We start from the raw sequence: 18,660 nt of genomic DNA, 5'->3' as shown, positions 1-18,660 counted from the left end.
GATTATTCGATTTTGGCTAAACAATTGGGTAAACGATAAAACACTATCGACAGTCATTATTTCAATTTAAAAATACCATTATCAATGCCATGTTTTAACCTGGTTGTTTTCTTAGTCAATAGCGCTTTTTTAAACTGACAGATAAAAGCATGGCAACGTTCAAATAACCTATCACAACTTTAGTTTTAACGTAAAAAATAGTTTACAAACTAAATATTAAAAATATAACATTCATTCAATACTCGCCTCATCAATCATCTGTTTAAACTGATTGAAAGCAATTGTTAATTCCTTAACTATTTCGCAATTTATTGTTTGTTCCGTTGGCTCAATTAAGTTAACGCCAAAATTTATTTTTAAACGATCATTTATCATTTGTTCCATTTGTGCGTAACTGAGCGCGAGTGAATAAATGATGTTTTGATGGTCGTGGCTGGATGAATGTTTAACTAATGAACATAAAAAACGAGCGGTCATATCCATCACTTCTCTAGCACATAATAAAGTACTTTCAACTTCTTGTTGTTGGAAGAATATTTTTTTATTGGACTGTTGTTTCTTCATTAGTAACGCCCTCGATTGGGTGAGCGAATAATCAGTGGTTGCTTTCCACTTTGTACCGCTTCTAAAAACTGATTCACATAATCGATAAAATCATATTGAATGAGTGGTGTGTTAAACAACATATCAGTGTTGTATTGGTAGTTGAGAATATCAATTCCCATTTGATTGAGTTGTAAATTAAAACGTTTTTCCATTTGAAAAAAATTACAACATAAAGAAAACAGTTGGTACTGTTGTTGAGTATTTTTAAAGTGAGGTAAATAAATACCAAGTAGTTCACCAGAAAGTCCGAGTAAGTTTCTTGTCTCTTTGAATAATTGTTTGGTTTGTTTTTGATTCAATGGATTGTTGGGTGGTAATAACATCTTTTAAATTCCTTTTGTGTTTCTTTTGCTAACAGTTTTAAGTTGTGATTTTAAAAAACTGGTCATACGGCTTATGAGTTAGCTTATGAAAATAACCATTTCCAAAAACAAGCTTTTCAACTGACCAGAAAAACGCCTAAACGCTTTTTTTTGCACTCGATATCATTCATTGGGTCCCATTAACCATGCACTTACCCAGCTTCTCAAACTGGGTTATGACGGATTGTTTAAGGTTGTTTTGTGTTTTTTGGGCACAAGTAAGCCTTATTTGAATATCTCAAATATCAAACAATCTGTCTGAAACAGGTTAAAACGGGGTTAAATAATGATTTTTTTCTTTAAGAAACAAAAAGTTAAATGCAAGGCATGGAGATTAGTGATAATGAAAACACACCTAAGGTGTTTGAAAAACTGGGCTCGCGCTGTTAGCGACAAACCTTTATAATAAAGACAAGTCATGGTTACTCTCCTGGAGTGACTGTGGCCTAGCTCTGGGTGGTAGGTGGTACTACTGCCCGGGGCGTCTTAACGGCCAACTAACTTTTAAGTTAATGGTTTTAGTTTGCAACTGACAAATCGTTCAAACTTTATTTTCTCATCACCTGTTTTTACAAACAGAAAAAAATGCCATTCAAACATTTCAGTTCTTGCAAAATGACCGACTAAACAACAGTCGATTGCAGGAGAAATACTATCATAAAAAAGCAGTAAAAACCTAAGAAAAAATAGGAAAAAACAACGTTTTTATTTTGGATATTAACGTGCAATTTCTTATGCTCTTTTTAAGCAATTTGATCTGTTAGTAGGTAGATAGAATTGAGCTTTATTAAAAAATAAAAATAGATAAATTAATTGGTGTATTTTAAGATAATTTTGCAATCCAGTTTTTTTATGATTGATAAAAACAAAAATATTATTAAAGCTTATCTAATGGACTCAATGTACCAGAAGAATTTCGGTTTAATACATGCGTATAAATTTGTGTGGTTCTTACATCGGTATGCCCAAGTAATTCTTGAACTGTTCTAATATCGGCCCCTGACTCTAATAAATGAGTGGCAAAAGAATGTCTAAAAGCATGAGCCGTCACCTTTTTGTTGATACCCGCTTTTAAAACCGCTTTCTTTACCTGCTTAGCAAAAACGCTTGGGTGGCAGTGATGTCGGCGAATAATAAAAGTTCTTGGATCGGTACTAATGCGTAAACTAGGAAATACCCATTGCCAGGCAAAAGTTTTTCCGGCATTAGGTTCTTTTCTTTCCAAAGCATAAGGTAACTCAACCCCATTGATATTTTCTCTTCGATCTTTTAAGTGTAATTGTTTTACAAACTCTAATTGTTTCTGCAATTCATCCCTGCAAGCTTCAGGCAATGGTAGTGGCCTGTCTTTGTTTCCTTTTCCTCTTTTCACTGTTATTTGGCTTCTATCAAAATCAATATCTTTTACTCTCAAACGATGCACTTCACTCTTTCTTAATCCTGTTCCATATACCACTTGCGCTATTAACTTAGGTAAACCATTCATAACACCAAGTAGTCGTTTGACTTCAGTAAGGGATAATACAACAGGTAAATTACGATGTGTTCTGGCTCGTACAGCATTGATAGAGTTTTCACCTAGCGGTTGTTCAAGAACCTGTTTATAAAGAAAGACCAATGCACATAATGCTTGGTTTTGAGTGGCCGGGGCTACATTTTTTGTGACAGCCAGATGAGTTAAAAACTGATTCACTTCTTCAGAAGACATGTCTTTGGGATGGCGAAGCTTGTGAAAATGAATGAAATATTTAATCCAATAAACATAAGTTTTTTCGGTTGCATATGAATATTGCATGGTTCTAATTTTGGCTCTAACCAACCACATTAACTTTGAGTTTCTTTTCATTTTCTCATTCTCCTCCTTGATAATGACGTTAAACCATACTACTCAAACAAGTAGTTCCAGTCAATAATTTTGTTATTGAGAAGCTTAATATTTATAACTCATTGATTTTGAAAAGGAATAAAAAGTGCACTTGTATTTAATTGCAGTTAATCTTATTAAATACGGAGCTTGACATAGCTATGAAGTTAGGTAAGTATTTGATAATTATTAAAAAGTCGAAATGCAGTTAAACGGTCGTTTGAATATTAATGAGATTTACTGCATTCAATCAGCTGTTCTTGGGCATCAAGTCAGAAACCATTTTATGGCTTATAAAATACATAAATGGGATTGAGCCACTGCAACAAGAAGCAGTGAAATTTGTAGGGATTGCGCCCTAAAAAAATAAAGGAGTTGACGTGCCAAATTTTCAGCGTTACTGTAAAAGCGAGAGCGGACACGTTGAAGCTCGGCTTGCTTCCAAACTGATCCGAAATCGCTTTTACAGTGAAGCCTGTCTCGTCGCCGTATTTTCTTTGTTTTCTTTCTCGCGTAAACTCGTTGTAACTGAATGGTTAAGTAGCGTGAAAAGAACCATCACTCAACTTATAGATATGACTAACTCGCCAAGAACAAGACGCAGTAACAGACAAAACAGAAAAGCGTTTTGCAGTTATGCTCGGCGTTAGTGTAGCAAATGAAACTATCTGTGAAATACTCAAAATTATACTCTAAAGGTTTGCTTGGGCTTTTCCTCGGATGCGTTGTTGGTAGTACTTTTGCAGGTATTATTGAAGTGTATCCGTCTTTTGAATACATGAGAGTATTTAGCTTTCTGATTAACGGCACGTTGTTTGGTTTTCTTTTGGGCGGTATTGTTTTAGGACTATATGGTTTACCTGTGTACATCGCCCTTATTGATAAAAACGTGGCAAATTTTTTGACGGTAATCGCCGCTGGCTCACTTCCAGGAATTTTGGCTTTCAGTATTTCATCTAAATTGGGCTTGCTTGTCTTTCTTTTTGGTTGTCCAACTGCACTATTTATGCACATACTTTGTATGCGCAGTGGGCTTGTAGAAACACTAACAAGGCAATGAAAGTTGAAGCATTGAAAGACATGCTCAATTTATTTTGGCGTTAGGCATCCATAGGGAAATAAACCATGAATAGACTGATACGAATTTTATTAAGAGATAAAGACACCATACTGTTGCCTATGATGGTAGTTGCTATGACTATATCTTTTGTTCCTTTTCTAACGGACGAGTTTTCTGGCTTTGATAAAAACAAGGAGAGTGTGTTACTTGCATTGGTAACGGTAGGTGCTGTCATGGCACTCGTTATGGTTCGTTTCCTGAGTGGTACAAATTTGTCATCCTCAAGGGACGAGATGTACAAATATGAAATTGACCATTTGCGTCATGAGTTGAAGACAAGATTAGCAAAACAAACATCTCCAGTATCAGAAGAAGATGAGAAGAACATAACAGATGAAATACTAAATAGGATAAATGCAGAGGCAAATGCAAGCTACATTGATAAATTGAAGGATGAAATCAAGGGCTCTGAGTATAGGCTAGATATATTTAAGCGTGGAAAATCAACTTTAGATCGCATATATAAAGAAATAGATGCTCTTGGTAGGCGAGGCACAGTCAACTTGGTTCTGGGCGTAATTACAGCACTATCTGGTGTGGTAGCTTTATCTTTTTTCGTATTAGCAAAAGAAGGCACTCATTCGTCGTTAGGTGATTTTGCAATGGAGTTTCTACCTCGATTATCTATCGTTCTTATCATTGAGGTATTTTCATATTTTTTCCTAAGATTATATAAAGCCAGCCTGGCTGAAATAAAATATTTTCAAAACGAAGCTACAAATATTGAGCATAATTTTGTCGCATTGGAAGCAGCGATTTCCATTGATGACAAAACACTGATAGAAAAGTGCGTCCATACTTTTTTGGCTGTAGAAAGAAATCCGATTATGACTGATGGCCAAACGACGCGAGAGATTATTCAAGAATCTGCAACCTCGAAAGAAACGCCAGTGTCTCCTGATTACCTTATAAAGGTAATTGAAGCAGTAAGGAAAAATGAAAGTGCCTAATCGGGTAGCCGGAGGTCTCTAACCTCCAGCCCCCACACCACCCTGCATGCGGTTCCGCACAGGGCGGTTCACTTAACTTACCCGTTAGGGTAATGAACTTTAATCCATCCTGTTCTCAACGAATATAACCCCTCCTTAACTAAATAATCGTTACCAATTGCTTGATTGATACCCGGTGTTTTGGAACTACGCCAAGGGCCTTTGCTTGTGATCCCACAACCAACAGCCGCTTGGAGCCTGACACCACGTTTTAATAGATTGGCGACCTTAGTTCTTGGTTTTCGCCACTGTCTCCAATAACACATTCGAACTCTGCGTCTTATCCAGTGATCAAGATCGACACAATCTTGGTAAGCGTTAGCGATACCAAAGTAGTTAATCCAACCACGCAGATATAAACTCAATTTATGCAACTGATAATGCATACTGACGCCCCAGTTTCGGTTTGTCAGAACACGCACTTGTTGCTTAAATTTGTGTAGCGTTTTCGGGTGCCATTTGATTTTACCGTTGGAAAAAGTAAAACCTAAAAACTGACTTTGGCTCACTTTAACTACTTGGCTTTTATCGGGGTTTACCACCAACTTTAAGCGGCTTTCAAGATATCGAGAAACACTGGCAAGTACTCTTTCACCAGCACGCTTTGACTTCATTAAGATAATAAAATCGTCAGCGTAACGAGCAAATTGATGACCACGATTTTCCAGTTCTTTATCCAAACTATCGAGTAAAATATTCGACAGCAAGGGTGAGAGTGGACCACCTTGCGGCACACCTTCAGTGCTTGGCAATAGTTTTCCTTTATCCATAATTTCCGCTCGAAGATAATGACCAATTAATGCCAGCAACCTTTTGTCCCGAATACGAACAGCTAGTTTTGACATCATCAGATCATGGTTAACCCGATCAAAGAACTTGGATAAATCGACATCAACAGCAATACGCCGTTTCTGTTTAATCAACCTTTGAACATGTTTGACCGCTTGGCAACCACTTCGGTTTGGCCTAAAACCAAAACTATTTTCTGAAAAGGTTGGCTCAAATATCGGTGAGAGTATTTGTGTAATAGCTTGCTGAATAACTCTGTCGAGAACAGTCGGGATCCCGAGAAGACGTTTACCGCCATCCGGTTTATCAATCTCTACACGTCTGACAGGACTAGGACGATAACTTCCATTAATTAATTGAGCTTCACATTGTTTCCAGTGTTGTTTCGACCAATCAATAAAGTCATCGAGCTGCAAACCATCGACACCAGCCGCACCTTTATTTGCACGAACTTGTTTCCAAGCCCGCTTGAGATTGTGTGCTGCTAATATATCATCGAATAGATTGTTGTTTAAGGCTGGTTGCACATCAGCACGCTGCGCAAGATAATCGCCGGACGGCGTAGTTGAATTGTTCAAGTGAGACATGACTCCTCCTTAGGTTAAATGTTCAGCCCTTCGCCGTGTCATACCCATTACGGTAAGCGTTTGACTACTATGGCTTCTGCTGACTTCTGAAAGATCACCATTTCAATTTCTTGAAATAGCGCTTCCGCACTAGGCTGGGTTGCTGCTGATTTGCTCGCTTTCGATTGCAACAAATCGAAGCGCCAAGAGTTGACCAACCAGTCTCTCACTGGTACCCTCCGCAGCGTTAGCGCAGGACGCGTGTCTTTCAGATCTCCCCGAATAAGAATATTAACTTTCCCTGCGCAACTACATCATTTACGGTGGCCGTTAAATCACATGGCTTCGTCGTCTTGTGCCAACTCGCCTTCAGCCTACGCCTCATATGATGTTCTTGTTCATTAGCTCGCAGTTTTGCTAGCGGCTTCCTTTGGACCGTTCCTCACAGATTAGCCCTTGCCATTCACTAGTAGTTATCGTCTAATTACATCAAAGTGTTCGACGGTGATTTTCCTACAGAGGACTTGCACCTCATTAGTTAATACCCATGTCGGGCGTACACAAACAAAGTCACTGCGACCAAATACTCTCCACTTCGCTTTTGTGCGGGGAGATACTCGCACAAAAACAAAGCTCCGGTATTTGGCGCGTGCTTTGGGCGTTAGAACGTACTTCCTCAGATTCTTAAAAAACATGGCATTAAGGGAAGCCGTTTCATGTGTACATCACAACAAAAATAAGCAAGGAAACAAATATGGGCGCGAAATCAAAAATTATTCAAGTTGTATATTTCGTAACAATAACATTGTTGCTGAGTTTCAATGTAACTGCGAATGATGACGGTAGTCTCTTTAGAAAAGTATCTTCAATAAGAGGTCAGTTGGAAAGTGAGGCAAAAAATGTACTTATAACATTGGGAGTTAAAAACAAGTTGCTTTTACTTTGTAAAAAGAGTGAAGGGTATACTTTTAATAACGAAGACGGAGTTTTAAAAGCGATCCAAGTAGTATTTGGAAAAAATAGTTTTGATAAATCGTTGTATATGGGCGAGATTCAAAGTCGCATAAATGAAATCACTAGAATTAAAGAATATTGCAATATTGAAGAGTCAATATATGATACTGAAACTGATTTTGAGGTTGCTGGAGAGGAAATGGTCAGAGGCCTAGAATATTTGAAAAGCCTTATGAGAAATACTAACAGTAAGACTCTCACCGCTCTAAACGCTGCTGCATTTAAATCATTTTATGATTGGGCCAATACTATTGCAATAGCAAAAATCAAATCTACTAAATCTCTTCCAAAATACTTCAAAGATAAATATAGTAGGGCCGGATTTACCCATGCACTTAACATTATTGAAGGATGGAAAGCTGGCAAGGTGAAGTATTTGCCAATACAGTATTTGCCAGCAGAATTGTCAAGTGAAGTAAATAAAAGAGTAGTGGTCGTCATTGACGACAAAAAGGTAATCCAATATATGAAGAAAGAGAGACTTGCTGCATGGTTGCTATCTGGACTAGGCAAGCCCGATTGGTTTTTAACCAAGCATGGTGATTTCGTTAAGCAAAAAGTGAACTAACAAAGAGAAAGCTCTAATAGACAACCATTCTGAGTGATAAGGTAAGGTAAACTACAATGACCAATGGAAATACGTTATTGTTTACCAGTAATCTAACAATTAGCTACATCAGATAAACTGATGAGCAAGGCGTTACTTATTAAACATGACTACGAGTACAAATTGCAGATTGGGCTATTTAGTCGTCCCAAAACCAGGGCTTTTTAAATATCTTCAGAAGAACAACCCAGAACTGATTGAGTATTTTAAAAAGCATTATTCGGTGGTAACTGAAGAATTAGACTATGAAGAATATTTCGAAGGGCCGAAGGGGCACATTATTGATGCTTGTAAGAGCTTCTTTATCGAAGATACTATTGGTACTGTTGCTTGTTCAGGAGACTACTCCAAAGGTGAAGTAGAGAAGTTATTTGGAAATTTTGGTTCACCGGTTGAGCTTTTTGATAAGTGGTGGAGCTTTGCTGAGATGGATTGTAGTCAAGTACCAACTAAGAACTGGCTAAATAAGTAACAAGAGTTTGCATTAAATTATTACTCGCAAGCTCACACTAATAAATAAAACAAGCGCTATGAGACCGTTTGAAAAAGTTCGCTCCAGAAATGAAATAAGATATGAAAAAACAACAAATAACACTAATAATCAGGATAGTATTACTCACTGGAACTGTTATTTCCCTGTTCTTCGTACCATGGATATTGGTAAAAGCTTGGATATTACCGCTACCAGATACAGTTCAAGAACAAGTCAATGAAGCTATTGGTCATGGGTTTGATGGAATCATTGTTTATGTTGACCAAGCGGGTAAACGGCCAGCATTTTATACCGGAGGCTGGAAAGATCGAAAAAATAAAATACCAGCCGATCATAATGCCTTATTCAAGATTGCGAGCATCGAAAAACTGTATGTCGCGGTTTCCATCACCAAACTAGCTAAAGGAAAGCGTTTATCTTTAGATGAAACTGTCTCTGACTATTTTCCGGAGCTTGTGGGTAGAATTAAACATGCTGAAAAAATTACTTTGAGAATGCTGGTCCAACATCGCAGCGGTATCCCCAACTTTACTAGTAATCCTGCTTATTGGGAAAATGAACAAAAAAACAGTAATAAAGCTCTTGAATTTGCTCTTGATTTACCAGCCAGTTTTGAGCCTGATCAAGGTTATGAATATTCGAATACAAATTATTTGTTGCTAAGTCAGCTCATTGAAAAGGTGGTGGGCTATAGCTACCATCAATATATTAGGGAGAAGATATTGATGCCGCTCAAACTGAACAATACATTTTTTTCGCTTAAAGAAGTGGCTTTAGACGATGTTATGAGTGGCTACTATGTTGGTATTGAAGATGACTTTAAAACAAATGAAAATGGAATGTTGGCTACTGCCGAAGATGTAGGCATATTCTTACGGGCTTTAAATGATGGCTCAGTATTTAATAAAGGAGAACAGGAAATCTACTCTTCGATTTACGTGTATGAACATGGAGGTCTGGTTCCCGGCTATCAGAGTCTCGCAGAGTACCACAAAGATATAGACACAATTGTTGTTCAGTTTGTGAATACAACCAATTTTAATGGGTACGAATGGAATTTATCGGAAATCATAATTAATCGTATCGTAAAAATACTAAAAAATGAAAAAGTTGTAAAAAATTACGCACCCCAATAAACAAATAAAAATCAAAACAGAGAAATAATGGTTAACTAATTAATATGAAAGAGATGGTATCTACCGATAAGTGAGTCAAGCCAAGCCCCCCTAACTTAAAATAAGAGTTTTTGAGCTGGGAAGTGAATCGATATTCAATCTTTTTTATTTTTTATAAACACGATAAAATTGGATAGCCATTTCTTATATTAATGTTCGTGGAGCCAATAGTGTTTATTGAAAAGAAGTGGAAAAGATAATGTTTCTTTTAAGACAAAGTACCCTACCCCCCCACTTGACATAAGTCCATTTTAAGGAGCATTAGAACAAAAATGTTCAATATTTTAGAAACTCAAGAACACCAGCTTGTTGGTATGATCTCAAATAAAGACTCTAATCAACTCCCACCTTTCACAAAAGGGCGATTGATAAATAAAAATTTTTATGAAGGGCAGTTAAAAGTAGAGTTCGAGTCAAGTCATGGATCTTTGCCTGATTATTTTGAATTGGATGCAATACCAATTGTCAGCGATAAGTTTGTTGATTTTTGGCAGGACTTACCAATTGATAACTATCAATTGTTTCCTGCCGTCATTCGGTTTCCTGACAAAGAGTTTGCGGGATATTCTATTCTAAATATTGAAAAATAATTACAGACAGTCACTTTTCTAATTTGAATATTAATGAGGCTAACTGCATAGAATATGCTGTTATAAATATAAAGGATCATTCAATGAAAATTTTAATCGGTTTACTTCTACTTCTTGCTTTTCAGGCATCGGCTTCTAGCCAAGATGGAATCGTTGTGCATATTCTTCCTGATAAATTAGTCCTGTCGAGCAGTTGTGTGGCAAGGGCTGACATACAATCTAAAGAGTTCTCAATTATATATGCTTGCAAAGACTCGAAAAATACGATGTATTTTTATAATTTTCGTTTAAATAATGTTGATTTAGTTGCTGATTTTAAGAAGAACTCAACTGAAGTTGTGATCAATGAAAGTCAGTTTAATTCCTATACTCTTTATGAATTAACAGCTAAAAACTCAGACAATAAGCCGATAAAGTTTGTTTCCTATTGCACAAAAAAACTATGTCTTGATTTGGTTAGTGATGATGAATATGAAAAATCAATCCAAGACTCTATAACGTCTCAATTACGAGGCTAGTATTTATAACAAACGCCAGTAAACCGATATTTATTCCGGTGCTTGCTTTTTGTTGGCTGCGCTTATAACAAAAATCAATCCCTTCCATAAATACGATTGTGGCGGGCATTAAGCACTTAGTGTCCATTGCAAGTTATACAAAGGAAAATATGTCAGAGTTCCAATCTAAAGAAATAATCATGGACAGTCATTTTTTGGCTAAATGTTTTAAACAAGGATACTCAAGGCCTTATGTCAGATTGAATTGTGATGATTATGAATCAGTGAATTGATGAAATTTAGTGTTGCTGTTTGAGTTTCCTGAATTAAGAGCAGCCGAAACCGCCATCGGTGTGGCTAGCGAATAGTTGGGGGATAGGTTTTTATGTTTTCACTTTAGACTGAACTAAAAAGTTTCTGTAATTGTTGACTCCCTTGAATCCATCGTTGTTCTAGTTCCACTACCTTGGCTTTAATCGAGTGAATACAACCAACAAATCGACCATAATTGGTGCCGTAATGTTGAATTTGGCTAAGCCAGTGAGAGTGATTGATATTCAACTGGGCTAATACCGATTGAATATGAGAAGGCATTACGGCTTTATTGGGATAAACAATCTTTTTTCCTGTCCACTCCACCAGCTCAATATAATCGTTGAGTTTCAAATTCAAACGACGCGCTTTTATGTTTCCTGCTATTGAAGTGACGGCCTGATTAAGTTGTCCCGGTGTCATGCTCTCAACCCGCTTTTTAATACTGGTGTGCTCACTGGTTTGCAACGACTGACTCATTCCTGCACGAATAGGGTTTAAATCGACATAGGCCATACAAGCCAGCGCAGCAGACTCATCCAGTAGTGCTTGTGAAGTAAACCGAGACTCCCAGAAATGTCCTTTACAGCCATCTTCTAAATTGGCCAATCGAGCCAAAGGCTCATTTAAACGTCGCATTAACCAGGATATGTCCCCTAATCGTTTTCGATAGGTGGCTAATAACTCTTTATCATTAACAATTGCTTGTAAACGTAACTGACGTTGTTGCTGAAATTCTGGTTTATCGAGTTTACCAGGAAAAGCCTTTAACCAACGCTCTGCAACCATTAAATCTGACCATTGCTCAGGGGCTTTGGGATTGGAGTAAACCACTAAGTGATAATGATTACTCATTACGGCATAGGCGTAGACTTCAATGGCAAATACATCAGCCAATTGAAGAAGACGGTTTTCAATCCATTGACGGCGATGTTCATAGTTAATCCCTGTCTCGGCATCAAACCCACATAGAAAGCTTCGTCGTACACAGCGGCTGATTAAATGATAATAACCGGGATTTTCGGAGTCAATTTGTTCTCTTCTGGGAATAGCCATTTATCATCCTTGATAAATTGAAAGGAGGGTTATTGTTACAAATCGCAAGGTGTTATTGAATCAGCAATATAGGAAAAGTCATGCAGCAATTAACCGTTGAGTGTGTAGGTGATTGGCTGTAAAGTGACTGTCTGTAATTGGTTGTTGAGTGTGTAGGTGATTGACTGTAAAGTGACTGCTGAGATGATCACCCTGCTCAGACAGCGGTGTGCCACAATTAAGTTGAAAAGTCATAATTTAAACAAGGTGATCGTCATGAAACATAGCGTAATAGGTATCGATTTAGCAAAGAATATTTTTCAAATCTGCGCACTCAATAAAAATAATGAAGTTGTCTTTAACCAACGCGTTAAAAGACATCGGTTACTGCATGTCCTTCGTCAATTTGAACCTACCTTAATTGTCATGGAAACTTGCTATTCATCCAATCATTGGGGGAGAGAAATGACGAAACTAGGCCATCAGGTTAAACTCATTCCTGCTTTTCGAGTCAAACCTTTTGTTGTTGGTAATAAAAATGATGCCAATGATGCTCTCGCCATTTGTGAGGCCGCTCTACGTCCTCAGATGAAATTTGTTACAGTAAAAACTTTAACACAACAAGATATCCAAACCGTTTATCGGATCCGAGAACGTGAGATGAAAAATCGAGTGGCTCTCATCAATCAATTGAGAGGCTTGTTGAGTGAGTATGGGGTCTTTTTTGCCAAGACACCCCGAGCATTGAAAAAAGCCATCCCGGAATTATTAGAAGATGGTGAGAATCAATTAACGTCAATCGCTCGAGCGATGGTTTATCGTCTTTTTGAACAGTGGGAAAGAAGGGATAAGGAAATTAAAACACTTGATAAACAGCTACTGGACTTAGTGCAACAACATTCAGATTATACTTTATTAATGAGTATTCCGGGCGTTGGCCCTATCGTGAGCGCATTGATTATGGCGAGTGTTACTGAGCCCAATCAATTTAAAAATGGCCGACAGATGGCGGCCTGGGTTGGTCTCACACCCAAGCAATTTGCCAGTGGTGAAATCAATCGTCTGTCGAAGATAAGTAAACGTGGCAATGTTGATTTAAGACAGATGTTGATCCATGGCGCTCGGACAGTTGTCAACTGGTGTCAGAAAAAAGACGATGCTTTAAGTTTGTGGTTAAGAAAACTCATGGCTAATAAACATTCTTGTAAAGTCACCGTTGCTTTAGCCAATAAAATGGCAAGAATAATCTGGGCGGTATTAACCAGCCGTCAACCCTATAATAGTCAATTAGCTTGCGCATAATTATTGATACTTTTATTGGCGTTTAAAGAACGGGGAATGCACTGACGAATTAAACGGTTTGTCCGTCCCAGAGCCTGAGTGTAGACATGGCCACCAAGGCCCGGTGACTGCGGAGGCGGGATGGACATCATTAATCTCATCAAGGTACAAGATACCGGATATATGTCAATGACCGTGATTCTTTCAAGCATTTCTGTTATTCAGGAAAAAATAATGAATACATAAAAGAGTTGTCTTTTATCGGGTAATCATATATGTCTGTAATTGGTTGTTCTGTTAAAGTGCAAAGGGAGAGCATGCGTAAGATAATTGGCTTTTGTGGAATTGTAGGGTTTATCGCTATTTTTCTAGTGTTGCATTTTTATCCGTCAATACCACGTTCAATTTTAGGCTGGGTCGCTTTGTTCATGCTAGGCATTCCTGCTTGGCTCTTTCTTGAATGGCTAGGAGAGGTTACGCTTAGTTCGAGTTTTTTTCAGAATCGCTCAAGGTCGGTTCGTATAATGTTAGGTGTTCCAACGGTCATCTTACTAGGCGGAGTCGCACTTGTAATAATCTCGTTAGTCCAACACTTTATTAATTATGCGGGTGGTTGAGATGCACCTTAACCATTCATTTGAATCGACGCGAAAAACACGCGTCTCAATTTTGCGTTACGTACTTAAATTATGAAAATCGCAATTTCCATAATATTATTACTTATTTCGAATGCTGTATTGGCGGGTCTACCAGAGTCCGTAATTGCTCAGCATAAGAATGGAGCGTCGTATCAACTATCTGATGAAGATACTCAATTTACTTTTATTGGCTCTTTTGACTCGATATCAAATGAATCATACATGACACCACATGGTGAAAGCTGGTCAATATCTTTGAGTATCGAGAAAATGCTTATGGGATCTCATGACAAAAGAGCTGTGCAAATCGGCACTCACGATAGAAATGATTCTACATTCAAGCTGAATACGAAGTATTACATCACTATTGATTGGGGAAGGCACGGCATGATGTTAATGGGGTATCAAGAAGTTGAGTAGATACGTAACCAGAAATCGGTGGCAGACGCAAAACACGCGCTGCACAATTAAGGCGTTAGACACGACAAACGAAGCATGGATAAAAAAAGTTACAAAAAGCGACGAGCCAATATTGATAAATTCTTCGAGGAATCAAATCTTATAAAAGATTCAGTCGAGGAGCATATTTCGCCGTCAAAAAAATATAGGTTGATAATCCAGGAGTACAAAACCGGCGAAGGAACCTGGTCTTATACAAGAGGCATAGTCAAAAGTATCGAAAGTGATCGAATTGTTGCCGATATAAAAAGAAACTATTCACATTTTTGGCATGCTTGGTGCGATCACGATAATGGTAATGAATACTTGCTGTGCGGTGAAGATTATCAAGGACAAACCATAGTCAATCTAACAGAGAAAAAGATTACTAATTACTTTCCTGATGAAGGGCATAAGGGATGGGGATTCTGTTGGGTAAATGCATACCCCTCCCTTGATTCAAAACTACTTGCCGTAGATGGTTGTTATTGGGCATGTCCATATGAAATAGTTCTGTTCGATTTTACAAATCCCGACAAGCTGCCTTATAAAGAATTCCATAGAAGCAAAGGTATACTCGAGGTAGAAGGCTGGAGTCCCAACAATAAATTTGTATTTAGCAGAGAAATCGAGGTCAGGTCATCCGATGGGATTCCCTATGATTCATTGTCAGAAGAAGAACAAAATCAAATAGATGATGGCAAAGTGGAGTCGAAGGAAATAATACAACAGATAAAAATCGATGCTCAGAAGTATGTATAGCAAAGAAAAATACGGTAAAGAATTAGCCGCAAATATCCTTGGGTATTTAAAAAAGCATGAGAAGATAGATTCAAACCATTATGGTTATTGTGGTGTTGGGTTTGTTTTAAACGCAAGTGGAATTCTATATACCCATTTTGATGAATGGTTAACGTATCAACATGGGAAAGAGTACATTCCTGGTGAAGAATATCTTGGTATCATTAAGAAATTTGCAGATGAAGAAGAATTCATAAACTGGTTGTCTGAACAGAGTGACTATTCTCTTTCTGGAATAGAAACAAATGATCAATGGTATATAGGCAACCAAAGAATTACCAAAGCAAGATTAGAAAAGCTGTTGGTGAGAGAATATGCCTAAGAGAATGAGCCAGACCCCAGTTTAAAATAATAATTTTTGAGCTGAAAAGTGAATTCATACTCAATCGTTTTGCGAGCGCGAGTCATATTAATATCCTTATTCATACTTCATCCTGAGGACTCACTTAACCAACTACCACTTGTTTATCTAGCAATTATTTGAGAGTATGGGCAAAGAATCAGGTGTCCTGTTTCTTCAATAAGAGCTGAGTTTACATAGAGACTACGTAGTCCAAATTAAGAAGAGCACTAAATATGAGTAATGAATCAGAGCAAGAAAAATCAAGTAAGAAAAGCACGATCATAAAAGCAACATTAATAGGTTTCGCCGCAGGTGTGGCATTCATGCTGGCCGCAAAATTCGTAAACTTCGCTATTATGTAGCTGTCACGAGAGATTCCAGACAACTGCAAATTATCAGAGTGTTGTAAAAACATGTTTTGGATAGTTAGAACTTAACAAGCGAATTCTTTAGACCGGTATTTGCTCCGCCTGAATAAGCTCAATGGTTAATTTAAAGAGAATGGATGCTACCTCTCTACAAGTAACCACACTTGTACAGTTTAACTTATAGATTATATCAGGCAATATAATATGAAAAAATTAAGGTAAAACGAATATGAAAAAAATATTTTTTTTAACGTTTATACTCATTCTTACTAGTAACATTCACGCAGAAACAAAACTGAGCTCTCATAAAAATGTATTTCCTTTCAAATATAGCCCAACCCCAGCTCTGGAACTCACCTTAACTAAAAAAGATAATGTCATTAAAGTAACCTATCCAGAAGGAAACACCGAAGAAATAACAACTTTAGAAACAAAAAATTGGAATGGTAACTATAACATTACTCAAGATTTAAATTTTGATGGTTATGTTGATCTCGGATTATGGGTTAGTGTCAATCCGAGAGGACTTAATGAAAGTTATGACATTATCTTATGGGATGAAAACACCCGCAAGCTTAAGAAAGTTGCGAACATAATTAACCCCGAGATTGAGTCTAACTTTTTAATTGAAAATATTATTGACACTAGCTCAATCTGTCCAAACGAAGACTTTCTGTGCGCACATTCAAATCGTTACCGATGGAAAAATGACAGTTTAGTTATTCATAGTACTTTAATTCCCGAAAAAAATAATCACACAACGATTAAGTTTTATAAAAATGAAAGAATTGTAAAAACAGTTACCGTTCCTAATAAACAAATAAAAACTAAAATAGAGAAATGGGATTTAGCTAATTAATGTAAAAGAGTTGAATAACCATGACTTACAACTATAATTCAATATTAACAAAATTATCATTACAGGAAAAATAATGAATAAAATGGTCTTTACGCTGATTTTGCTTACTCTATCTGGTTGCGCAGGTTTTTATCAACCAATACCCAAAGATTACAATGGTGAAACATCAATAATTAATGACTCATATACCAACAAAGAGCGCACAAAAGCCCATTACTTTATTTTATATAAAATTGATGATAAATACGTTGAAAATAGCTGGGGCAACACAAGAAAATTCAATCAAGGTAGAGGAATGCGTTTCACACCGAATATTACTTCTAGAAAAGTAATGCCAAGAGAACAGAAATTCACTTTTCAAGGTCTAGTTTTTTTCCCAACGGATGCACAAGCATTATTTGGTGATAATATGATTATCACAAAAGACTTTGTTTTTACACCTAAAGCTAATGAAACTTACACCATTCGTGGTAAACTAGAAAAATCAGGCTCTAGTGTTTGGTTAGAGAACTCTGCTGGTGAAGTTGTTGAAGGAAGCTCATCTAAAGTTAATGATTGAATACTATAATTCGATGCAATGTGGAATATTATTTTTATAACTTTTTAATGATTAGTTTCTCAAGAAACATTTTTGAGATTACAACTTTCTACCTGTGAAAGCTGTCTTTTAAACTGTGCGGAACTTATTATGTTATGTTGCATGCATACGTTAAATATGATGGCTTTAGCTAAAGTAATCAAACTGTTCTTTGTAAGTCAATGTGTGAAATACACTATTATAATTCTCTTTGGGTATTAGTGAGTAAATGAAAACAGAATATACCGCTCGTATTAATCGAGTTCTTCAATATATTGAAGATAATCTGCCTAATAAAATATCTTTAACAGAGGTTGCGAAAGTCAGTCACTTTTCTGCCTATCACTTTCACCGCATTTTTACCGCGATAGTTGGCGAAACAGTTAATGATTATATCGCTAGGCGAAGACTTGAAAGAGCAATTAATCAGCTGATTTGTAAAACAGAATTATCAATTACTGAAGTTGCATTTAATAATGGCTTTTCTTCAAGTGCTAACTTTTCTAAAGTGGTAAAACTTTATTTTGGTTTTAGCCCATCAGAAATAAGAAAGCCCGAAATAATCAAAAATAGCAAGATTGGAAAAATAACTAGCAAATATGGAAAAGTATTTAATCCTTTTGATTTGTATCCTAGCCACATCATCGACAAAACGATGAGACAAACTCAATTAAAGGATTCAAATATGAAAATTAAAGTCAAAAAATTAGAAAACCAACGAGTCTGCACATTGACATCAAAACTTGGTTATAAGCCAGAAGGAATATACAGTACATGGGATCAACTGATCGACTGGGCTAATAATAACGGAATAAGAAATGAAGAACAGAAACGTTTTGCATTTGCTTATGACAACCCAACAATTACACCAATTGACAAATGTCGTTATGTCGCATCAATTGTGATTGATGATAAGTTATCTGTAAATCTCCCTTTTGAAACATCAATTATTCCTCAAGGTCAGTATGCTGTACTCTATTATAAAGGCAGCCCAGATGAAACATTAACAGCTCAATTGAGCATATACTCTGACTGGTTACCCAATAGTGGATTTGAGCCAGATAACTTTCCAATGCTTGAGCATTATTTAAATGATGCAAGAGTTGATGGTTATCTTGAAATGGAAATCTATGTCAAATTAAAAGAGTTGTAAATTTATCATGCATCTGTATAAATTTATCAACATAAACTCTAGATATGAACCAAAGTTGCATTGCTAATGCTTAGTCATTTTACCGAATTTAATAATATTACAGTTAACATATTAAAAATATTTTTTGAAAAATAAGAAACTTCAACGACTCTGTTGTGCTGCTAGCTAACACAACAGAATTCT

23 protein-coding genes are annotated in these 18,660 nt (G+C 36.8%); 16 read left to right on the top strand and 7 right to left on the bottom strand.

What is annotated here, in order from left to right; genetic code table 11:
- Positions 1-231 precede the first annotated feature (231 nt).
- The 3 genes from ACT5E3_RS02485 to ACT5E3_RS02475 all read right to left on the bottom strand — a co-directional run bounded on the left by ACT5E3_RS02485 (position 232) and on the right by ACT5E3_RS02475 (position 2,814).
- Positions 232-564, bottom strand: coding sequence for a hypothetical protein (locus tag ACT5E3_RS02485; RefSeq protein ID WP_444996739.1), 333 nt, complete (start codon positions 562-564; stop codon positions 232-234).
- Positions 564-929, bottom strand: coding sequence for a hypothetical protein (locus ACT5E3_RS02480; protein ID WP_444995696.1), 366 nt, complete (start codon positions 927-929; stop codon positions 564-566). The genes ACT5E3_RS02485 and ACT5E3_RS02480 overlap by 1 nt, the downstream gene beginning before the upstream one ends.
- A 916-nt stretch (positions 930-1,845) precedes the next feature.
- Positions 1,846-2,814 carry an integron integrase gene (locus ACT5E3_RS02475; protein ID WP_444996738.1) on the bottom strand — a complete coding sequence of 323 codons (969 nt, stop codon included), beginning with the start codon at positions 2,812-2,814 and terminating at the stop codon, positions 1,846-1,848.
- 676 nt (positions 2,815-3,490) lie between these two features.
- On the opposite strand from ACT5E3_RS02475, the gene ACT5E3_RS02470 reads away from it, so the two are divergent.
- Together ACT5E3_RS02470 and ACT5E3_RS02465 are read left to right on the top strand one after the other, a co-directional pair.
- Positions 3,491-3,892 (top strand): hypothetical protein, encoded by a 402-nt coding sequence (locus tag ACT5E3_RS02470; protein WP_444996737.1) that lies wholly within the window; start codon positions 3,491-3,493, stop codon positions 3,890-3,892.
- A 65-nt stretch (positions 3,893-3,957) separates the two neighbouring features.
- Positions 3,958-4,902: a hypothetical protein gene (locus ACT5E3_RS02465; protein WP_444996736.1), complete on the top strand. Its 945-nt coding sequence runs from the start codon at positions 3,958-3,960 to the stop codon at positions 4,900-4,902.
- 77 nt (positions 4,903-4,979) lie between these two features.
- On the opposite strand, the gene ltrA is transcribed toward ACT5E3_RS02465, so the two are convergent.
- Together ltrA and ACT5E3_RS02455 are read right to left on the bottom strand one after the other, a co-directional pair.
- Positions 4,980-6,317, bottom strand: a complete 1,338-nt coding sequence (gene ltrA, locus ACT5E3_RS02460; RefSeq protein ID WP_444995700.1) for a group II intron reverse transcriptase/maturase — start codon at positions 6,315-6,317, stop codon at positions 4,980-4,982.
- A gap of 47 nt (positions 6,318-6,364) precedes the next feature.
- A complete protein-coding gene (locus ACT5E3_RS02455) occupies positions 6,365-6,526 on the bottom strand; it encodes a hypothetical protein (RefSeq protein WP_444995701.1) in 162 nt (53 codons plus the stop codon).
- A 524-nt stretch (positions 6,527-7,050) separates the two neighbouring features.
- Here ACT5E3_RS02455 and ACT5E3_RS02450 point away from each other — a divergent pair.
- The 5 genes from ACT5E3_RS02450 (at position 7,051) to ACT5E3_RS02430 (ending at position 10,693) form a co-directional block, all read left to right on the top strand.
- Entirely contained in the window at positions 7,051-7,878 is an 828-nt protein-coding gene (locus ACT5E3_RS02450) for a hypothetical protein (RefSeq protein WP_444996735.1), read from the top strand.
- Between the two features lie 145 nt (positions 7,879-8,023).
- Positions 8,024-8,389 (top strand): hypothetical protein, encoded by a 366-nt coding sequence (locus tag ACT5E3_RS02445; RefSeq protein ID WP_444996734.1) that lies wholly within the window; start codon positions 8,024-8,026, stop codon positions 8,387-8,389.
- A gap of 101 nt (positions 8,390-8,490) precedes the next feature.
- Entirely contained in the window at positions 8,491-9,546 is a 1,056-nt protein-coding gene (locus ACT5E3_RS02440) for a serine hydrolase domain-containing protein (protein WP_444996733.1), read from the top strand.
- A 311-nt stretch (positions 9,547-9,857) separates the two neighbouring features.
- Positions 9,858-10,175, top strand: a complete 318-nt coding sequence (locus ACT5E3_RS02435; RefSeq protein WP_444996732.1) for a hypothetical protein — start codon at positions 9,858-9,860, stop codon at positions 10,173-10,175.
- Between the two features lie 83 nt (positions 10,176-10,258).
- Positions 10,259-10,693 (top strand): hypothetical protein, encoded by a 435-nt coding sequence (locus tag ACT5E3_RS02430; RefSeq protein ID WP_444996731.1) that lies wholly within the window; start codon positions 10,259-10,261, stop codon positions 10,691-10,693.
- 375 nt (positions 10,694-11,068) lie between these two features.
- On the opposite strand, the gene ACT5E3_RS02425 is transcribed toward ACT5E3_RS02430, so the two are convergent.
- Both ACT5E3_RS02425 and ACT5E3_RS02420 read right to left on the bottom strand, forming a co-directional pair.
- Entirely contained in the window at positions 11,069-12,040 is a 972-nt protein-coding gene (locus ACT5E3_RS02425) for a transposase (protein ID WP_444996730.1), read from the bottom strand.
- Positions 12,041-12,118: 78 nt separating this feature from the next.
- Positions 12,119-12,274, bottom strand: coding sequence for a hypothetical protein (locus ACT5E3_RS02420; protein ID WP_444996729.1), 156 nt, complete (start codon positions 12,272-12,274; stop codon positions 12,119-12,121).
- Positions 12,275-12,295: 21 nt separating this feature from the next.
- Between ACT5E3_RS02420 and ACT5E3_RS02415 the strand changes: the two genes are divergently transcribed.
- From ACT5E3_RS02415 to ACT5E3_RS02375, 9 genes are all read left to right on the top strand, one after another.
- The gene (locus ACT5E3_RS02415) at positions 12,296-13,321 is read left to right on the top strand and encodes an IS110 family transposase (protein ID WP_444996728.1); all 1,026 of its coding nucleotides are present in this window, start codon (positions 12,296-12,298) and stop codon (positions 13,319-13,321) included.
- A 296-nt stretch (positions 13,322-13,617) separates the two neighbouring features.
- Positions 13,618-13,917 carry a hypothetical protein gene (locus ACT5E3_RS02410; RefSeq protein WP_444996727.1) on the top strand — a complete coding sequence of 100 codons (300 nt, stop codon included), beginning with the start codon at positions 13,618-13,620 and terminating at the stop codon, positions 13,915-13,917.
- 72 nt (positions 13,918-13,989) lie between these two features.
- Complete coding sequence (locus ACT5E3_RS02405; protein WP_444996726.1) at positions 13,990-14,358, top strand: hypothetical protein; 369 nt, start codon at positions 13,990-13,992, stop codon at positions 14,356-14,358.
- 75 nt (positions 14,359-14,433) lie between these two features.
- Entirely contained in the window at positions 14,434-15,138 is a 705-nt protein-coding gene (locus ACT5E3_RS02400) for a hypothetical protein (RefSeq protein WP_444996725.1), read from the top strand.
- Positions 15,131-15,499 (top strand): hypothetical protein, encoded by a 369-nt coding sequence (locus tag ACT5E3_RS02395; protein ID WP_444996724.1) that lies wholly within the window; start codon positions 15,131-15,133, stop codon positions 15,497-15,499. Before ACT5E3_RS02400 ends, ACT5E3_RS02395 begins: the two co-directional genes overlap by 8 nt.
- Before the next feature lie 254 nt (positions 15,500-15,753).
- Positions 15,754-15,882 (top strand): hypothetical protein, encoded by a 129-nt coding sequence (locus ACT5E3_RS02390; RefSeq protein WP_444996723.1) that lies wholly within the window; start codon positions 15,754-15,756, stop codon positions 15,880-15,882.
- A 235-nt stretch (positions 15,883-16,117) separates the two neighbouring features.
- Positions 16,118-16,747, top strand: coding sequence for an XAC2610-related protein (locus ACT5E3_RS02385; protein ID WP_444996722.1), 630 nt, complete (start codon positions 16,118-16,120; stop codon positions 16,745-16,747).
- 73 nt (positions 16,748-16,820) lie between these two features.
- Positions 16,821-17,306 (top strand): hypothetical protein, encoded by a 486-nt coding sequence (locus ACT5E3_RS02380; RefSeq protein WP_444996721.1) that lies wholly within the window; start codon positions 16,821-16,823, stop codon positions 17,304-17,306.
- A 247-nt stretch (positions 17,307-17,553) separates the two neighbouring features.
- Complete coding sequence (locus ACT5E3_RS02375) at positions 17,554-18,477, top strand: AraC family transcriptional regulator (RefSeq protein WP_444996720.1); 924 nt, start codon at positions 17,554-17,556, stop codon at positions 18,475-18,477.
- Positions 18,478-18,660 lie beyond the last annotated feature (183 nt).

The sequence above is a fragment of the Aliikangiella litoralis genome (assembly GCF_052495765.1).
This window is presented reverse-complemented; position numbering and strand designations above follow the sequence as displayed.

Coding starts and splice junctions, on each gene's coding strand:
- ACT5E3_RS02485 (WP_444996739.1), bottom strand. CDS start 564: ATGAAGAAACAACAGTCCAATAAAAAAATATTCTTCCAACAACAAGAA.
- ACT5E3_RS02480 (WP_444995696.1), bottom strand. CDS start 929: ATGTTATTACCACCCAACAATCCATTGAATCAAAAACAAACCAAACAA.
- ACT5E3_RS02475 (WP_444996738.1), bottom strand. CDS start 2,814: ATGAAAAGAAACTCAAAGTTAATGTGGTTGGTTAGAGCCAAAATTAGA.
- ACT5E3_RS02470 (WP_444996737.1), top strand. CDS start 3,491: ATGAAACTATCTGTGAAATACTCAAAATTATACTCTAAAGGTTTGCTT.
- ACT5E3_RS02465 (WP_444996736.1), top strand. CDS start 3,958: ATGAATAGACTGATACGAATTTTATTAAGAGATAAAGACACCATACTG.
- ltrA (WP_444995700.1), bottom strand. CDS start 6,317: ATGTCTCACTTGAACAATTCAACTACGCCGTCCGGCGATTATCTTGCG.
- ACT5E3_RS02450 (WP_444996735.1), top strand. CDS start 7,051: ATGGGCGCGAAATCAAAAATTATTCAAGTTGTATATTTCGTAACAATA.
- ACT5E3_RS02445 (WP_444996734.1), top strand. CDS start 8,024: ATGACTACGAGTACAAATTGCAGATTGGGCTATTTAGTCGTCCCAAAA.
- ACT5E3_RS02440 (WP_444996733.1), top strand. CDS start 8,491: ATGAAAAAACAACAAATAACACTAATAATCAGGATAGTATTACTCACT.
- ACT5E3_RS02435 (WP_444996732.1), top strand. CDS start 9,858: ATGTTCAATATTTTAGAAACTCAAGAACACCAGCTTGTTGGTATGATC.
- ACT5E3_RS02430 (WP_444996731.1), top strand. CDS start 10,259: ATGAAAATTTTAATCGGTTTACTTCTACTTCTTGCTTTTCAGGCATCG.
- ACT5E3_RS02425 (WP_444996730.1), bottom strand. CDS start 12,040: ATGGCTATTCCCAGAAGAGAACAAATTGACTCCGAAAATCCCGGTTAT.
- ACT5E3_RS02420 (WP_444996729.1), bottom strand. CDS start 12,274: ATGACTTTTCAACTTAATTGTGGCACACCGCTGTCTGAGCAGGGTGAT.
- ACT5E3_RS02415 (WP_444996728.1), top strand. CDS start 12,296: ATGAAACATAGCGTAATAGGTATCGATTTAGCAAAGAATATTTTTCAA.
- ACT5E3_RS02410 (WP_444996727.1), top strand. CDS start 13,618: ATGCGTAAGATAATTGGCTTTTGTGGAATTGTAGGGTTTATCGCTATT.
- ACT5E3_RS02405 (WP_444996726.1), top strand. CDS start 13,990: ATGAAAATCGCAATTTCCATAATATTATTACTTATTTCGAATGCTGTA.
- ACT5E3_RS02400 (WP_444996725.1), top strand. CDS start 14,434: ATGGATAAAAAAAGTTACAAAAAGCGACGAGCCAATATTGATAAATTC.
- ACT5E3_RS02395 (WP_444996724.1), top strand. CDS start 15,131: ATGTATAGCAAAGAAAAATACGGTAAAGAATTAGCCGCAAATATCCTT.
- ACT5E3_RS02390 (WP_444996723.1), top strand. CDS start 15,754: ATGAGTAATGAATCAGAGCAAGAAAAATCAAGTAAGAAAAGCACGATC.
- ACT5E3_RS02385 (WP_444996722.1), top strand. CDS start 16,118: ATGAAAAAAATATTTTTTTTAACGTTTATACTCATTCTTACTAGTAAC.
- ACT5E3_RS02380 (WP_444996721.1), top strand. CDS start 16,821: ATGAATAAAATGGTCTTTACGCTGATTTTGCTTACTCTATCTGGTTGC.
- ACT5E3_RS02375 (WP_444996720.1), top strand. CDS start 17,554: ATGAAAACAGAATATACCGCTCGTATTAATCGAGTTCTTCAATATATT.